The sequence below is a fragment of the Mesorhizobium sp. WSM4313 genome (assembly GCF_002294725.1).
Lineage (GTDB): Bacteria > Pseudomonadota > Alphaproteobacteria > Rhizobiales > Rhizobiaceae > Mesorhizobium.
In genome coordinates, this window is record NZ_NSFT01000017.1 from 1 (window position 1) to 14,407 (window position 14,407).

The window sequence follows — 14,407 nt, forward strand, 5'->3', positions numbered from 1 at the left end:
CGCCCGCAAGCTTGTCGCCTAGAAACGCCTCCGCCAGGCTCAACTGTCCCGTCTGCTTCACAGCCATCGCGATTCCCTCCGAGCTTCCTCTCAGAGAATCACAACCAGCCAATTACGCAACAGGCCCCTTGTGGGAGAAGGTGGCCTCGCGAAGCGAGGTCAGATGAGGGGTGTTCCAGCTGGGAGACGCCGTTTGTCCAGCGACGAGGTCGCCGTCGTCTCACTCCGCTGGAACACCCCTCATCCGTCTCGGCGCTGCGCGCCGATCCACCTTCTCCCACAAGGGGAGAAGGGAAAGCGGCGCCACTCACCGCCCGCGTATAAATTCCAGAAAATCCCGCACCGCACCGCGCATCGCCTCCCGGTTCGCATCCTCGCTGAGGATCGCCTCCACCTCGGCCGGCTTCTTGCCCAGCAGCGCGATCTCCAGCGTCCCCTCCTCGTACATCGCGAAGGACATCGTCCGCATGACCTCGGCAAGCGCTGCCCGCGCATAGAGCGAGCGGGGCGAGGCGTGGACCAGCATCGCCGGCTTGCCGACCGCGGCGTCGCGCGAGACCAGCCAGTCGAGCGCGTTCTTCATGCCGCCGGGCACGCCATGCGCATATTCCGGGCAGGAGACGACGACGCCGTTTGCGCGGGTGATCGTCTCGATCAGTGCTGCCGCTTCGGGCGGCGTGCGCTCGCCCTCGTCGTCGGGGTTGAAGATCGGCAGCCGGCCGAGGCCATCATAGACCTGGACACGGCAGCCCGCGGGCGCGTTGGCGGCCAGCGCCGTGACCAGGGCCGAGTTGGTCGAGGCGGCGCGCAGGCTGCCCGATATGGCGATGATCTCGATCAAGGGAGAGCCGGACGAAGGGTTGAGTCGTCCGGCAAGCCTACCACATGGTCTGGCGGTAATCGTGGTCCAGCTCGCGGTCGATCTCGCCGGCGCTTTCGCTGAGCGCCAACTGGTCGCGGATGATCTGGCCGAGGGTCGGCAGGGTCGCGCGGTCGTACCAGGTCTCCGGCTTCCACAAATCGGAGCGCATGAAGGCCTTGGCGCAGTGCATATAGGCGGCCTTGACCGTCACCAGGATCACGCTCTGCGGCTCCTTGCCGTCGATGGCCAGCCGTTCGCGCAAGGTCGGGTCGACAGTGATGCGGGCATCGCCGTTGACGCGTAGCGTCTCGTTCATGCCGGGAATGAGGAAGAGCAGTCCGACCGATGGGTTGCGGATGATGTTTTCCAGCGTGTCCAGCCGGTTGTTGCCTGGACGGTCGGGAATGGCGATGGTGGCGTTGTCGAGGATGGCGGTGAAGCCGGGCTTGTCGCCTTTCGGCGTCACGTCGGCATTGCCGGCGCCTTCGGAGGAGCCGATCAGCACGAAGGGGCTCTTGCCGATGAAGGATCGGCAATGGCCGTCGAGGACTTTGAGCTCCTTGCGGATCGAGCCGTCGGTCGGCCGGGGCGTCTTGTAGATCGTCCTCAGCTCGTCATGCGTGGTGAGGAATTCCATGCTGCCACTCATTCTGGCGCAATTCCGGACGGAAACCGCTGCACTCTTTTCCTGGAATTGCTTTAATTCCCGGCCTTCTCTTCCTTGGCTTTTTCCTCCAGCGAGTGGCGCATGATCAGCGGCATTTGGCTGAAGGTGAACAGCAAGGTGATCGGGATCGTGCCCCAGACCTTAAAATAAAGCCAGGTCGCCTCGGAAAAGTTGCGCCACACGACCTCATTGAGCGCGGCGAGGAACAGGAAGAACAGCCCCCAGCGGAAGGTCAGCTTGCGCCAGCCTTCGGCATCGAGCTGGAAGGCGGAATCGAAGACATAGCCGAGCAGCGAGCGGCCGAACAGCAGCCCGCCGAGCAACGTGACGCCGAACAGCGAATTGATGATCGTCGGCTTCATGAAGGCGAAGGTCTTGTCCTGCAGGTAAAGCGCCAGCGCGCCGAAGACGAACACGACGATCGCCGAGACCAGCGGCATCAGCGGCAGGCTGCGCGTGAGCAGCCAGGAGACGCCGAGCGAGAGCGCCGTCGCGACCATGAAGAAGGCGGTGGCGATCAGGATCGGCTCGCCGAGATGGGCGAGCACCGGGAATTTCTCGGCCAGCCACTCGCCGCGAATGGTGGTGAAGAAGAACACCAGGCCAGGGCCAAGCTCGAGCAGGAACTTCAAGCCGGGGTTGACCGGCTTGCGGCGTGGATCGGACGGGTCGCGCTCGATGATGTTCATAAAAGTCCTTCTTACGCACGATCTGGCCGAAAAGCAGGCGGCCTTGCAGGATCGCGCCTTGTTCAAGCCACGCCGGCGATGGCTCTCGCGAACTCGCTGGCGGAAAACGGTTCAAGGTCGTCGACCTGCTCGCCGACGCCGATGAAATAGACCGGCAGCCGGTGCTTGGCGGCGATCGCCACCAGAATACCGCCGCGCGCCGTGCCGTCCAGCTTGGTCATCACCAGGCCGTTGACGCCGGCGACGTTGCGGAAGATCTCAACCTGGTTCAGCGCGTTCTGGCCGGTGGTGGCATCGACCGTCTGCAGCACCGTGTGCGGCGCTTCGGGATCGAGCTTGCCCAGCACGCGCACGATCTTCTCCAGCTCGGCCATCAGCTCGGTCTTGTTCTGCAGGCGCCCGGCCGTGTCGATGATCAGCACGTCGGAGCCGGCCTCCTTCGCCTTCTCGAAGGCGTCATAGGCGAGGCCCGCCGCATCGGCGCCGAGCTTGGAGGCGATGACCGGCGATTTCGTGCGCTCGCCCCAGATCTTGAGCTGCTCGATCGCGGCGGCGCGGAACGTGTCGCCGGCGGCCAGCATCACCTTGAGGCCGCCATCGGTGAGCTTGGCGGCCAGCTTGCCGATGGTGGTGGTCTTGCCGGTGCCGTTGACGCCGACGACCAGGACGACATGCGGCTTGTGGCTGAGGTCTAGCTCGAGCGGCCTGGCGACCGGCGCCAGCACCTTCTCCACCTCCGCCGCCATCACGGCGCGGACTTCGACGTCGGAGACGTCGCGGCCGTAGCGGCTGGAGGCAAGCGAATCGGTGACGCGCAGCGCGGTTTCCAAGCCAAGATCGGCGCGGATCAGCACGTCCTCCAGGTCCTGCAGCGTGTCCTCGTCCAATTTGCGCTTGGTGAAGACGCCGGCGATGTTGCCGGTGAGCTCGCGCGATGAGCGGGCAAGCCCTTCGCGCATGCGCTGGAACCAGGAGCGCCGCGGCGCCGGCTCCGGCGCCTTCACCGGCTCGGCCTTCTGCTCGACCTTTTTTGAGACCGTTACCTTGCCGGCAGAGGGCGCGGGTGTCGGCGGCGACGGCAAAGCCTCCGGCTCCGGTGCGATCTCGGCATGGATCGGCTGCAGCTCGACGGGCGCGGGCTGTCGAATAGGAGGCGCGATTTCCGCTACGGCTTCGGCGGACGGTTCCACAGAGGGCGGCGCCGCTGGTGGCACCTCGATGGGCACTGGCGTTTCGACCGGGACTTCGGCAGGCGGCGTCGGCACTTCGACCGGTGGCTGCTCAGGCAGCGGTTCCGGACGCGAAGGCTCGATGTCAGGTTGCGTCGGCGCAGGTGCGGGCACTTCCTGCGGAGCAGGTTCGGGCGTCGGCGCAGGTAGAGGCTCGGGTTGTGCCGGCGGCACTTCCTCGGGGGCCGGCGGCTCCGGCTTCTCGGGCGCCGGCTGCGGCTCTTCTTCCGGCTCAGGCTGCGGCAGCGGTTCCGGCTCGGCGGGAATGGTGGGCTCTGGCACCGGCGGGATGGATGGAGCAGGCTCGGGCTTCGGCTCTTCGGGAACTGGTTGAGGCTCAGTCTCCGGCTTCAGCGCGTCCAGCGCGTCCCACTTGATCGGCGGCAGCGCTTCGTCGACGCGCTCCTCGACGACCTCTTTCTTGCCGAACGAAAATATCTTCTTGAAGAAACCAGCCATACGTCTCGCAGTTCTCAGGCGGCTTGCGCGGCAAGCGGGGCCGCAATCAGCCGGGCGCCGTCATGGCCGGCGACCATGGCATCGACGATCTCGCCGGGCGCGCCGGCGTCAATCGCGGCCAGCGTAAAACCTTCGGTGCGGCCGAGCCCGTCGCGCTCGACCAGAATCGATTGCCGTGTGCCGGAGAGCGACGACAAATGATGGCGATAGGCGGCCTCGCCGGCGGCGCGCAGCCTGGCGGCGCGCGCCTTCACCACCTCACGGCGGACCTGCGGCATGCGCGCGGCCGGCGTGCCTTCGCGTGGCGAGAACGGAAAGACGTGGAGATGCGTCAGGCCGCATTCCTCGACGATTTTCTCCGAATTCTCGAACATCGCCTCGGTCTCGGTCGGGAAGCCGGCGATGATGTCGGCGCCGAAGACGACGCCCGGACGCAGCTTGCGCACGTCCTCGCAGAAGCGGATCGACTGGTCGCGCAGATGGCGGCGCTTCATGCGCTTCAAGATCATGTCGTCGCCCGACTGCAGCGACAGATGCAGATGCGGCATCAGCCTCTGTTCAGTGGCGATGGCGTCAAGCAGGTCGTCGTCGGCCTCGATGGAATCGATGGAGGACAATCTCAGGCGCTTCACGTCGGGCACCTGGCGCAGGATCGTCTTCACCAGCTTTCCCAGCTTTGGCGCGCCCGGCAGGTCGGCGCCGAAGCTGGTCATGTCGACGCCGGTCAGCACGATCTCGGCATAGCCGTTGCCGGCGAGGCGCTTGACCTGCTCGACCACCGCGCCCATCGGCACGGAGCGCGAGTTGCCGCGGCCGTAAGGGATGATGCAGAAGGTGCAGCGATGGCCGCAGCCATTCTGCACCTGCACGAAGGCGCGCGCGCGGCCCTCGATGGCGTCGACCATGTGGCTTGCCGTCTCGCGCACCGAAAAAATGTCGTTGACGCGCGCCTTCTCGGTGTCGTTGACGCCGAAATCGGGCAGCGCGCGGTAGGAGTTGGCCTTGAGCTTCTCCTCATTGCCGAGCACCAGGTCCACCTCGTCCATTGCGGCGAAATTCTGCGGCTCGGTCTGGGCCGCGCAGCCGGTGACGATGATGCGGGCTGAAGGGTTCTCGCGGCGGGCCTTGCGGATCGCCTGCTTGGCCTGGCGCACCGCTTCGGCGGTGACGGCGCAGGTGTTGAAGATGAAGGCGCCGCCATTGAGCTCGCCCAGGCCGGCGCTTTCGGCCTCGCGGCGCATCACTTCCGATTCATAGGTGTTCAGCCGGCAGCCGAAGGTGACGACGTCGATACCTGTCGTGGTGGAGGCTTGGGATACCACGCCTTTTTGAAGGGCGGACATCAGGCGGCGCTTTCGGTGTCGCGGGCCCAGGCGCCGGTCGAGGGATCGAAGCTGCCGGAAAATTCCCATTCGGCGGCACCTGTCAGGATGACGTGATCGTCGTCGCGCCATTCGACATTGAGCTCGCCGCCGCCGGGCGCGACCAGCGAGACGCTGCGGCCGGTGCGCCTGGTACGGGCCGCCGCGACCGCGGCGGCGCAAGCCGCCGAGCCGCAGGCCTTGGTGAGGCCGGCGCCGCGCTCCCAGGTACGGATGATCATGGTTTCGGGCGAAGTCACCTGGGCAATGGTGATGTTGGCGCGCTCGGGGAAGATCGGATGGTTTTCGAGCAGCGGGCCGAAGCGGTCCAGCTCATAAGACCAGACGTCGTTGTCGACCCAGAAGATCGCGTGCGGGTTGCCCATCGACACCGCCGAGGGCGAATGCAGCACCGGGGCATCGATCGGGCCGATCTGCAGCTCGATCATGCGGGTGTCGCGGAATTCTTCCGCCAGCGGGATCTCCTGCCAGCCGAAACGCGGCTTGCCCATGTCGACCGAAATAAGACCGTCCGCATGCTCCTGCGCGTTCAAGACGCCGGCGCGGGTCTCGAAGGTGAAGCTCTTGTTGCCCGTCTCGGCGGCCAAAGCCTGCACGACGCAGCGCATGCCGTTGCCGCAGGCCTGCGCGCTGGTGCCGTCGGAGTTCAGGATGTCGATATAATAGGCCGTGCCCGGCGTCTTCGCGTCGTGGATCGCCATGATCTGGTCGAACTTCGTCGCCGCGTCGCCATTGAGGGCGATTGCGGCCGCCGCCGTCACCTTGTCGGCGCGGCCGCGCATATCGGCAACGATGATCTCGTTGCCGATGCCGTTCATCTTGGCGAAGGGGGCGCTGCCTGCCATCTAACCAATCCGTTGGCCAATCCGTTTGGGCGCTATATGGCGGAAACGGGCGGGAATTACCAGTCCGGCGTGGCTCTGGCGACGACGAAGAAGAGGCCGCGCAGCGACCGGTCGTGCAGCGACGACCAAGTGGTCGCGCCAGCGACGACCTGGCGGTCGCGCCAGCGACGACCAAGTGGTCGCGCTTATGTTACCGCGAAGACGCCGAGCACGATCAGCAGGAAGATGATCAGCACGATCCCGATGAGGATGCGCGCGCCGGTAGCGGCCGCGCCTGCCAAAGCCGGCATGCCGAGCAGGCTCGCGGCGGCGGCGATGATGAGAAGGATGATGATCCACCTGATCATGGGGAAGCTCCAGCGGTTTGCGTCGTCCGATCAACGCGTTTGGCCGGTTTGGGTTCCTTTGTAGATGGCCGGCACGTCCCATAGCTCTCCCGGTCGCATGGCACGGAAACGCTCTGGCGGCAGGTCTTCGGCGGCCAAAGCCTCGGCCAGTTTCCGGGCCGGCTCATCGACCGGCTCGTCGGTGAGGTGGAAGGTGCCCCAGTGGCAGCCGGCGGCGAAGGCGGCGTTGCACAGCTTCATGCCCTGAACGGCCTCCTGCGGATTCTGGTGCTGCGGCGCCATGAACCAGCGCGGCTCATAGGCTCCGATCGGCAGGATGGCGAGGCGGAAGCCGCCATGCTTTTGCGCCATCAGCCGGTAGTTGATGCCGTCATGGAAGCCGGTGTCGCCGGCGAAATAGATATTGCCGGCCATCGTCTCGATGACGAAGCCCGCCCACAGCGCCATGCGGCGGTCGCGCCCGCCGCGCGCCGACCAGTGATGCGCCGGTTCGACATGGATGGCAGCCGTGCCGGCATCGAGCCTGTCGCCCCAATCATGCACGCTGAGCCGCATGCCGGACGCTGCGCGGCCGATGATGGCGTCATTGCCGAGCGGCGCGATCACCAGCGGATCGTGTCTCTCCCTCAGCCGCTTCAGCGTGACGAGGTCGAGATGGTCGTAGTGATTGTGGCTGATCAGGACCAGGTCGATCGGCGGCAGGTCGGCAAAGGCAATCCCCGGCGCATTGACCCTCTTCGGCCCGGCGAAGGCGAAAGGCGAGGCGCGCTCCGACCAGACCGGGTCGGTCAGGATATTCAACCCCGCCGCCTGGATGAGGAGCGAAGCATGGCCGACCATGGTGAGTCTCAGCGCGCTGCCTTCCACCCGTCTATCCGGCTTCGCCGGGGGAAACGGGCTCGGAACCGAAGCCGGCCATTTCGCCCGCCTGCCGCCGAATTGCCATTTGAGGAGATCGGTGAAGCTCCCGGGCGGCTTGCCGCCGGGATTGAAGAACAGGGCGCCGTCGAAATGATCGCTGGGCGGCCCGCTGTAGTAGCGGTTGGCGGTTCCTTTCCTCGCGGCCATTCTGTCTCCCGCCCGCTTGTGTCGTCTCCTGAGATAAGGACGCGCCGGCCTGGCGCAAGCATTTTGCCGCCGAATGCCAATGGCCGAAGCCGGGCTCGTCTAGGATCGGCAGACAGGGGTGATCGTCATGGTAATGAAGCGAACCAAGACACCGTGGATGAAGGCGGAGGATTTCGGCCGCTCGCTGCCGCCTGGGGTCGGCATCAACCTGTTGGTTACCGACCTGACGGCGATGGAGGCTTTCTGCCGCGACGTGCTTGGCGCCCGGATCATCTATGGCGACGAGGATTTCGCGGCGATCGAGCTGTTGGGCTCGATCTTCATGCTGCACGCCGATCATTCCTATCTGGACAATCCGATGACCGGCGTCACCGCAGGCGCCGAGACTCGCGGGGCCGGTATCGAACTGCGCCTTTACGGCGCCGATCCGGACTCGGTCGAGAAAAAGGCGGCCGCGCTCGGCCACATCGTGCTGGCCGGCTCGATCGACAAGCCGCATGGCTTGCGCGAATGCTACATCGTCGGCCCGGATGGTTACGTCTTCGTGCCGAGCGCAAGGATTTAATATTGTTATTTCAATAGATTATAAGTTTTTCAGTGGCAGCTTCCCGACTGTGGCCCTCCGCTGCGATAAATTTGCAACAGCCATTTCGAAAACCCTATTTTAACCATATCGGGTTGAAATTCTGCCACCTTCGCCGTCTTGGTGAAGCGGAGATTACGCGGATGGCTCCCCCCGGCCAGATCCGACGGAGGTGGTAAATGCATTTTTCAAGGACTGGCCTTGTGGCCGTATCGCTGGCCGCGCTCGTTGCGAGCGGCTGCTCGACCTCGCGCTTCTCGTCGATGGACGACCAGCAGCCGGCACCGCTGACCCCGGCACCCTCCGGCACGGTGACGCAGAATCAGCTGCCGCCGCCGGCTTCCCCCGGCGCCGCCGATCCGTCGCAATTTCCGACCGCTCCGAAGAACACTCAGGTCGCGTCGCTGCCGCCGGACGGCACGGCGCCCGCCGGCGCCACCGATCTCACCGCGGCCAGCGTCGCCGGCGTCTGGAACGTCAATGTCTCCGGGCAGAGCTGCAAGGTGGCGACGCCGCAGACCAAGTTCGGCGCCGGCTACCGCGCCGGTCCGCTGCACTGCCCGGCGCCGATCGACGGCATCAAATCGTGGAACGTCGCCGGCAAGCAGCTGACGCTTTACGACGAAAATGGCGGCACGCTGGCCAGGCTCTATTCCTCCGGCGGCGAAAAGTTCGACGGCCAGACTTCCAACGGGCAACCGATCTCGCTTACAAGATAACGCGAGGGTGTGCTGATGTTCAGGTGAGGCCGGCCTGCAAATGCCGGTTTCCTGCGCTTCCGGCCTTCGCCGGCCGAAGCACTTAGGAGTGGCGTGGTAGTTGAATTAAGGCTATGGCCGGCGTAGACCGGTGCTCACGTACTTCAAGTACGCTCCGCTCCGGTTCTCGGAACCCGCCATTTTCGACTCGGCCTGACCTGAAGCTCAACACACCCTGGCCTTTCCTCAGGCGTTCCGCGCAAAAGAATGCAAAAGACCGGACCCATGCACCTGCGCGACGGTATCCAGACCCACGCCACCGTCAGGCAGCGCTACGAGCATCTCGTCCAAAGCGGGGCGGCCGAGCGCGACCCGGCGCAGGAGCGGATCGTCGCTGCGCTCGATCGGTTGATAGACGAGATCTCGGCCAAAAGGCTGGCGCATAAATCGAGCGCGCTGGGCTGGCTGTTCGCGGCCAAGCGTCAGCCGCGCGAGCCGGTCAAAGGCCTCTACATCCATGGCGGCGTTGGTCGCGGCAAGACCATGCTGATGGACATGTTCTTCGAGCTGTTGCCGGTCCGGCGCAAGCGCCGCGTGCATTTCAACGACTTCATGGCCGATGTGCAGGATCGTATCCAGAAGCACCGGCAGGCGCGCAAGAATGGCGACGTCAAGGAAGACGACCCGATCCCGCCGGTGGCGCGGGCGCTCGCCGATGAAGCCTGGGTGCTGTGCTTCGACGAATTCTCGGTCACCGACATCGCCGACGCGATGATCCTGTCGCGCCTGTTCTCGGCGCTGTTCGCCAACGGCGTGGTGCTGGTCGCCACCTCCAATGTGGCGCCGGAGAACCTTTATCGCGACGGGCTGAACCGCCAGCTCTTCCTGCCGTTCATCTCGCTGCTCGAGCGCAATGCACATGTGATGACGCTGGATGCCGAGAAGGATTACCGGCAGGAAAAGCTCAACCGCCAGCCGGTCTATGTCACGCCGGACGACGCCGCGGCCGAGCGCGCGCTCGACGAGGCCTGGAAGGCGATGACGCATGGCCAGCCGGTCGGCGAGGTGACGCTGACGCTGAAAGGCCGCCAGCTCGTCGTGCCGCGCGCCGCCGGCGACGCGGCGCGCTTTTCCTTTGCCGACCTCTGCGAAAAGCCGCTCGGCGCGCGCGACTATCTGGCGATCGCCGGCCGCTTCTCGACCGTTTTCATCGACCATGTGCCGGTGCTGGGCGAAGGCAAGCGCAACGAGGCCAAGCGCTTCATCCTTTTGATCGACACGCTCTACGACCACCGCATTCGGCTGGTGATGAGCGCGGCGGCGCCGCCCGAACGGCTTTATACGGCCAAGCGCGGCACGGAAGTGTTCGAATTCGAGCGTACAGCCTCGCGCCTGGTCGAGATGCAGAGCCGCGACTGGCTGGACGGCTGGGCGGAACGGCGAAAAAAGGAGGTGGCGGCTGCAAAGGTGAGGCAGGCGCAAGCCTGAATTTCGTTCAGCGGTGCCCTGCTTAAGTCACAACCGCGTCATCGCCCGGATGAAGCCCTTCTGATTTCGACGTTCATTGTGTAAATTCTCCTCAGTCGGCTCATAAACTTTGACGTTTACGTAATTCCCAATGCATCTAACCGATTGAAAACGTTAGGCTCAAAATAATCGTTTGAATTTCTTGCGCGCCGGAGTTATTCGGTGCGGCCAAATCTCGCGGTTTCCCGCATCCTTTCGGCCCCTCCGGCCCGTCACGACTTCGTCACAGACAAAGGAAAACATCCTCACATGGCACGCAACAAGATAGCGCTCATCGGCTCGGGCATGATCGGCGGCACGCTCGCCCATATGATCGGCCTCAAGGATCTCGGCGACGTGGTGCTGTTCGATATCGCCGAGGGCATTCCGCAGGGCAAGGGTCTCGACATCGCGCAGTCTTCGCCGGTCGACGGCTTCGATTCCCGGCTGACCGGCGTCAACGACTATGCCGGCATCGAGGGCGCGGATGTGTGCATCGTCACCGCCGGCGTGCCGCGCAAGCCCGGCATGAGCCGCGACGACCTTCTTGGCATCAACCTGAAGGTGATGGAACAGGTTGGCGCCGGCCTCAAGAAATATGCGCCGAAGGCCTTCGTCATCTGCATCACCAACCCGCTCGACGCCATGGTCTGGGCGCTGCAGAAGTTCTCCGGCCTGCCGACCAGCCATGTCGTCGGCATGGCCGGCGTGCTCGACAGCGCCCGTTTCCGCTACTTCCTGGCCGAGGAGTTCAAGGTCTCGGTCGAGGACGTCACCGCCTTTGTGCTCGGCGGTCACGGCGATTCCATGGTGCCGATGATCCGCTATTCGACCGTCTCGGGCATCCCGCTGCCCGACCTCGTCAAGATGGGCTGGACCTCAAAGGAGAAGCTCGACCAGATCGTGCAGCGCACCCGCGACGGCGGCGCCGAGATCGTCGGCCTGCTGAAGACCGGCTCGGCCTATTACGCGCCGGCCGCCTCGGCGATCGCGATGGCCGAATCCTACCTCAAGGACAAGAAGCGCGTGCTGCCCTGCGCCGCGCATCTCTCGGGCCAGTATGGCGTGAAGAATACCTATGTCGGCGTTCCGGTGGTGATCGGCGCTGGCGGCGTCGAGCGTGTCATCGAGATCGATCTCTCCAAGGCCGAGCAGAAGATGTTCGACAATTCGGTGGCGGCCGTGCAGGGCCTGACCGAGGCCTGCACCAAGATCGCCCCGCACCTCGCCGGCAAGTAATCTCGCGGCTAGCAACCTTCTCCGGAGACCAAGCGCATGAACATCCATGAGTATCAGGCCAAGGCGCTGCTGAAGACCTTCGGCGCGCCGGTCGCAAGCGGCGTTCCGGTGTTCAAAGCCAGCGAGGCGGAAGCGGCGGCAGAAGCGCTGCCCGGTCCACTCTATGTCGTGAAGAGCCAGATCCATGCCGGCGGCCGCGGCAAGGGCAAGTTCAAGGAGCTCGGCCCCGACGCCAAGGGCGGCGTGCGGCTGGCGAAATCGGCGGCGGAAGTCGTCGCCAATGCCAACGAGATGCTCGGCCACACGCTGGTCACCAAGCAGACGGGACCTGCCGGCAAGCAGGTCAACCGCCTCTATATCGAGGACGGCGCCGACATCGAGCGCGAGCTCTATTTGTCGATCCTGGTCGACCGCTCGGTCGGCCGCATCGCCTTCGTCGTCTCGACCGAGGGCGGCATGGACATCGAGACGGTCGCGCACGACACGCCGGAAAAGATCGTCACCGTTGCCATCGATCCGGAAAAGGGCGTGAGCGCCGACGACGTGAAGAAGCTCAATGCCGCGCTGAAGCTCGACGGCGATGCGGCGAAGGACGGCGGCACGCTGTTCCCGATCCTCTACAAGGCCTTTGTCGAGAAGGACATGAGCCTGCTCGAGGTCAACCCGCTGATCGTCATGAAGGACGGGCATCTGCGTGTGCTCGACGCCAAAGTGTCGTTCGACAACAACGCGCTGTTCCGCCATCCGGACGTGATGGAATTGCGCGACACTACCGAAGAGGACGAGAAGGAGATCGAGGCGTCGAAATACGACCTCGCCTATGTCGCGCTCGACGGCAATATCGGCTGCATGGTCAACGGCGCCGGCCTTGCCATGGCGACGATGGACATCATCAAGCTGTATGGTGCTGAGCCGGCTAACTTCCTCGACGTCGGCGGCGGCGCTTCCAAGGAAAAGGTCACGGCGGCGTTCAAGATCATCACCAAGGATCCGGCCGTCGAGGGTATCCTGATCAACATCTTCGGCGGCATCATGAAGTGCGACGTCATCGCCGAGGGCGTGATCGCCGCGGTCAAGGAGGTGGGCCTCAAGGTGCCGCTGGTGGTGCGGCTGGAAGGCACCAATGCCGAGCTCGGCAAGAAGATCATCAACGACAGCGGCCTCAATGTCGTGTCGGCCGACGATCTCGACGACGCAGCCAAGAAGATCGTGGCGGCGGTGAAGGGCTAAGCGGATGCCTCCGCGCAAGATAAACCTGGTCGAGGCGGCAGATCGGACGATCACCAAGGTCTTCGATCCGCATATCGCCGGCGACGTCAACGATGCCCAGGCCAAGGTCGCCAAGTTCGGCGAGGTTTTCGACTGGCATGCGCACGATGAGGACGAGGCCTTCCTGGTGCTGCGCGGCAGGATCGCCATCGATTTTCGCGACGGGCCGGTCGAGCTTGGCGAGGGCGATTTCATCGTCGTGCCGCGCGGCGTCGAGCACCGGCCGCGTTCGCTGACGAAGGAGCCGGTGGTGCTGATGTTCGAGCCGGCGACGACCTTGAACACCGGCAACGCCCGGAGTGACCTCACCGTCACCGACCTGAAGCGGCTCTGAGCCATGAACGCGTCACCCTTCTCTTCCCTCTCTGACGGTCACCAACGCCTGCAGGCGCTGGTCGGCGCGTGGCGCGGCGAGGAAGAGGTCGCGGCCACGCAATGGACCGATGCCGGCACGGCAACGTCAGAACTGCAGGCCGAGGCTGAGTTCGGCGGCTTGTTCGTGGTGCAGCGCTATCGCCAGCGCCGCGACGGCACCGTCTCGTTCGGCGCGCATAATGTGTTCGGCTTCGACCAGCAGAGCGGCCTCGTCACCATGCATCAGTTCGACTCGATGGGGTTCGTGCCGATGTCGCCGGCTACCGGCAGGTGGAACGGCAACGAGCTGATGCTGGAACGGTCGTCGCCGCGCGGCGCCGCGCGCATGGCGTACAGCTTTGACGGCGCTGACGCCTACCGCATGAAACTTCAGTTCAAGCCCGCCGGCAGCGATGCGTGGCAAGACATGGTGAGCGGCCTCTACCGGCGCGTTTCGCCTTCCGAGATGAAGGAAGGCTGAGCGATGGAGATCAGGACGGTTGAAGGGTCACACATAATCACACATATTGTACCTGTGTATTTATGTGGAGACGGACAATGAAGAACGTCACCTTGGCCATTGACGAGGCCCTCCTTGAAAAGGCGCGCGGCCTCGCTGGGCGTCGCCAGACGACGCTCAATGCCCTTATTCGCACGCTGCTCGCGCATGAGGTCGAGCAGGAAGACCGGATCGCCTGGGCGCGGGAAGGCATGCGCAGGTTGATGAAAGAATCGCCGCTCGATCTAGGCCCTGCATACAAATGGAACCGGGACGAGATCTATGCCGAACGAGAGGATAGAATGCTTTCTCGACTCGAACGTCCTCCTGTACGCGGCTTCGGAGAGGACGAGTGATCCTCGCCGCCACGATATCGCGCAAGGCCTTGTCCTCGGGACCGTGTTCGGCGTCTCTGGCCAGACCTTGGCAGAGTTCGCCAACGTGGCAAGGCGGAAGTCGGTCTCGGCCGATGCTGTGGTCGACCAATGGCTGGTCTTTCTCGGCACGCTTCCTTTTGTCCCGGTCGATCAGGCCTATGTCATCGCGGGGCTTCGTCTCGCGCGTCGCTATCAGCTCAAATATTACGACGCGGCGTTGCTTGCAGCCGCGGAACGGCTCGGCGCGCCGATTTTCTACACCGAAGATCTCAACCACAACCAGGTCTATGGCTCGGTCCGGGCCGTCAATCCTTTCTTGTAATCGCTGAATTCA

Annotated in this window: 17 protein-coding genes; 9 read left to right on the top strand and 8 right to left on the bottom strand. The window is 64.4% G+C overall.

Annotated features, from left to right (window positions below; translation table 11 throughout):
- Positions 1-307 precede the first annotated feature (307 nt).
- The 8 genes from CK219_RS26235 to CK219_RS26270 form a co-directional block, all read right to left on the bottom strand.
- Positions 308-841 carry an NADPH-dependent FMN reductase gene (locus CK219_RS26235; RefSeq protein ID WP_095769524.1) on the bottom strand — a complete coding sequence of 178 codons (534 nt, stop codon included), beginning with the start codon at positions 839-841 and terminating at the stop codon, positions 308-310.
- A 37-nt stretch (positions 842-878) separates the two neighbouring features.
- Positions 879-1,499 (bottom strand): pyridoxamine 5'-phosphate oxidase family protein, encoded by a 621-nt coding sequence (locus tag CK219_RS26240; RefSeq protein WP_095769525.1) that lies wholly within the window; start codon positions 1,497-1,499, stop codon positions 879-881.
- A 62-nt stretch (positions 1,500-1,561) separates the two neighbouring features.
- Entirely contained in the window at positions 1,562-2,218 is a 657-nt protein-coding gene (locus tag CK219_RS26245) for a septation protein A (RefSeq protein WP_095769526.1), read from the bottom strand.
- A 62-nt stretch (positions 2,219-2,280) separates the two neighbouring features.
- Positions 2,281-3,906 carry a signal recognition particle-docking protein FtsY gene (gene ftsY, locus CK219_RS26250; RefSeq protein WP_095769527.1) on the bottom strand — a complete coding sequence of 542 codons (1,626 nt, stop codon included), beginning with the start codon at positions 3,904-3,906 and terminating at the stop codon, positions 2,281-2,283.
- A gap of 14 nt (positions 3,907-3,920) precedes the next feature.
- The gene (mtaB, locus tag CK219_RS26255) at positions 3,921-5,249 is read right to left on the bottom strand and encodes a tRNA (N(6)-L-threonylcarbamoyladenosine(37)-C(2))-methylthiotransferase MtaB (RefSeq protein WP_095769528.1); all 1,329 of its coding nucleotides are present in this window, start codon (positions 5,247-5,249) and stop codon (positions 3,921-3,923) included.
- A complete protein-coding gene (gene dapF, locus CK219_RS26260; protein ID WP_095769529.1) occupies positions 5,249-6,133 on the bottom strand; it encodes a diaminopimelate epimerase in 885 nt (294 codons plus the stop codon). Before dapF ends, mtaB begins: the two co-directional genes overlap by 1 nt.
- A 185-nt stretch (positions 6,134-6,318) precedes the next feature.
- Positions 6,319-6,480 carry a DUF1328 family protein gene (locus CK219_RS26265; protein ID WP_031195454.1) on the bottom strand — a complete coding sequence of 54 codons (162 nt, stop codon included), beginning with the start codon at positions 6,478-6,480 and terminating at the stop codon, positions 6,319-6,321.
- 30 nt (positions 6,481-6,510) lie between these two features.
- Positions 6,511-7,548 carry an MBL fold metallo-hydrolase gene (locus CK219_RS26270; RefSeq protein WP_095769530.1) on the bottom strand — a complete coding sequence of 346 codons (1,038 nt, stop codon included), beginning with the start codon at positions 7,546-7,548 and terminating at the stop codon, positions 6,511-6,513.
- Between the two features lie 127 nt (positions 7,549-7,675).
- On the opposite strand from CK219_RS26270, the gene CK219_RS26275 reads away from it, so the two are divergent.
- From CK219_RS26275 to CK219_RS26310, 9 genes are all read left to right on the top strand, one after another.
- Positions 7,676-8,113 (top strand): VOC family protein, encoded by a 438-nt coding sequence (locus CK219_RS26275; protein ID WP_095769609.1) that lies wholly within the window; start codon positions 7,676-7,678, stop codon positions 8,111-8,113.
- A 197-nt stretch (positions 8,114-8,310) separates the two neighbouring features.
- On the top strand, positions 8,311-8,850 hold the full coding sequence (locus CK219_RS26280) for a protease inhibitor Inh/omp19 family protein (RefSeq protein ID WP_095769531.1): 540 nt from the start codon (positions 8,311-8,313) through the stop codon (positions 8,848-8,850).
- A gap of 264 nt (positions 8,851-9,114) precedes the next feature.
- Complete coding sequence (gene zapE / locus CK219_RS26285) at positions 9,115-10,317, top strand: cell division protein ZapE (protein ID WP_095769610.1); 1,203 nt, start codon at positions 9,115-9,117, stop codon at positions 10,315-10,317.
- A gap of 288 nt (positions 10,318-10,605) precedes the next feature.
- Positions 10,606-11,574, top strand: a complete 969-nt coding sequence (mdh, locus tag CK219_RS26290; RefSeq protein WP_095769532.1) for a malate dehydrogenase — start codon at positions 10,606-10,608, stop codon at positions 11,572-11,574.
- 36 nt (positions 11,575-11,610) lie between these two features.
- Positions 11,611-12,804 (top strand): ADP-forming succinate--CoA ligase subunit beta, encoded by a 1,194-nt coding sequence (gene sucC / locus CK219_RS26295; protein WP_095769533.1) that lies wholly within the window; start codon positions 11,611-11,613, stop codon positions 12,802-12,804.
- A gap of 4 nt (positions 12,805-12,808) precedes the next feature.
- Positions 12,809-13,177, top strand: coding sequence for a cupin domain-containing protein (locus CK219_RS26300; protein WP_095769534.1), 369 nt, complete (start codon positions 12,809-12,811; stop codon positions 13,175-13,177).
- A 3-nt stretch (positions 13,178-13,180) separates the two neighbouring features.
- Complete coding sequence (locus CK219_RS26305; protein ID WP_095769535.1) at positions 13,181-13,678, top strand: DUF1579 family protein; 498 nt, start codon at positions 13,181-13,183, stop codon at positions 13,676-13,678.
- 77 nt (positions 13,679-13,755) lie between these two features.
- Complete coding sequence (locus tag CK219_RS31425; protein ID WP_140846351.1) at positions 13,756-14,052, top strand: hypothetical protein; 297 nt, start codon at positions 13,756-13,758, stop codon at positions 14,050-14,052.
- Entirely contained in the window at positions 13,979-14,395 is a 417-nt protein-coding gene (locus CK219_RS26310; protein WP_095769536.1) for a PIN domain-containing protein, read from the top strand. The genes CK219_RS31425 and CK219_RS26310 overlap by 74 nt, the downstream gene beginning before the upstream one ends.
- Positions 14,396-14,407: the final 12 nt, after the last annotated feature.

Excerpts from the sequence above, each read along its gene's own strand:
- CK219_RS26240 (WP_095769525.1), bottom strand. The coding sequence starts at position 1,499 with ATGGAATTCCTCACCACGCATGACGAGCTGAGGACGATCTACAAGACG.
- CK219_RS26245 (WP_095769526.1), bottom strand. The coding sequence starts at position 2,218 with ATGAACATCATCGAGCGCGACCCGTCCGATCCACGCCGCAAGCCGGTC.
- ftsY (WP_095769527.1), bottom strand. The coding sequence starts at position 3,906 with ATGGCTGGTTTCTTCAAGAAGATATTTTCGTTCGGCAAGAAAGAGGTC.
- mtaB (WP_095769528.1), bottom strand. The coding sequence starts at position 5,249 with ATGTCCGCCCTTCAAAAAGGCGTGGTATCCCAAGCCTCCACCACGACA.
- dapF (WP_095769529.1), bottom strand. The coding sequence starts at position 6,133 with ATGGCAGGCAGCGCCCCCTTCGCCAAGATGAACGGCATCGGCAACGAG.
- CK219_RS26265 (WP_031195454.1), bottom strand. The coding sequence starts at position 6,480 with ATGATCAGGTGGATCATCATCCTTCTCATCATCGCCGCCGCCGCGAGC.
- CK219_RS26270 (WP_095769530.1), bottom strand. The coding sequence starts at position 7,548 with ATGGCCGCGAGGAAAGGAACCGCCAACCGCTACTACAGCGGGCCGCCC.
- CK219_RS26275 (WP_095769609.1), top strand. The coding sequence starts at position 7,676 with ATGGTAATGAAGCGAACCAAGACACCGTGGATGAAGGCGGAGGATTTC.
- CK219_RS26280 (WP_095769531.1), top strand. The coding sequence starts at position 8,311 with ATGCATTTTTCAAGGACTGGCCTTGTGGCCGTATCGCTGGCCGCGCTC.
- zapE (WP_095769610.1), top strand. The coding sequence starts at position 9,115 with ATGCACCTGCGCGACGGTATCCAGACCCACGCCACCGTCAGGCAGCGC.
- mdh (WP_095769532.1), top strand. The coding sequence starts at position 10,606 with ATGGCACGCAACAAGATAGCGCTCATCGGCTCGGGCATGATCGGCGGC.
- sucC (WP_095769533.1), top strand. The coding sequence starts at position 11,611 with ATGAACATCCATGAGTATCAGGCCAAGGCGCTGCTGAAGACCTTCGGC.
- CK219_RS26300 (WP_095769534.1), top strand. The coding sequence starts at position 12,809 with ATGCCTCCGCGCAAGATAAACCTGGTCGAGGCGGCAGATCGGACGATC.
- CK219_RS26305 (WP_095769535.1), top strand. The coding sequence starts at position 13,181 with ATGAACGCGTCACCCTTCTCTTCCCTCTCTGACGGTCACCAACGCCTG.
- CK219_RS31425 (WP_140846351.1), top strand. The coding sequence starts at position 13,756 with ATGAAGAACGTCACCTTGGCCATTGACGAGGCCCTCCTTGAAAAGGCG.
- CK219_RS26310 (WP_095769536.1), top strand. The coding sequence starts at position 13,979 with ATGCCGAACGAGAGGATAGAATGCTTTCTCGACTCGAACGTCCTCCTG.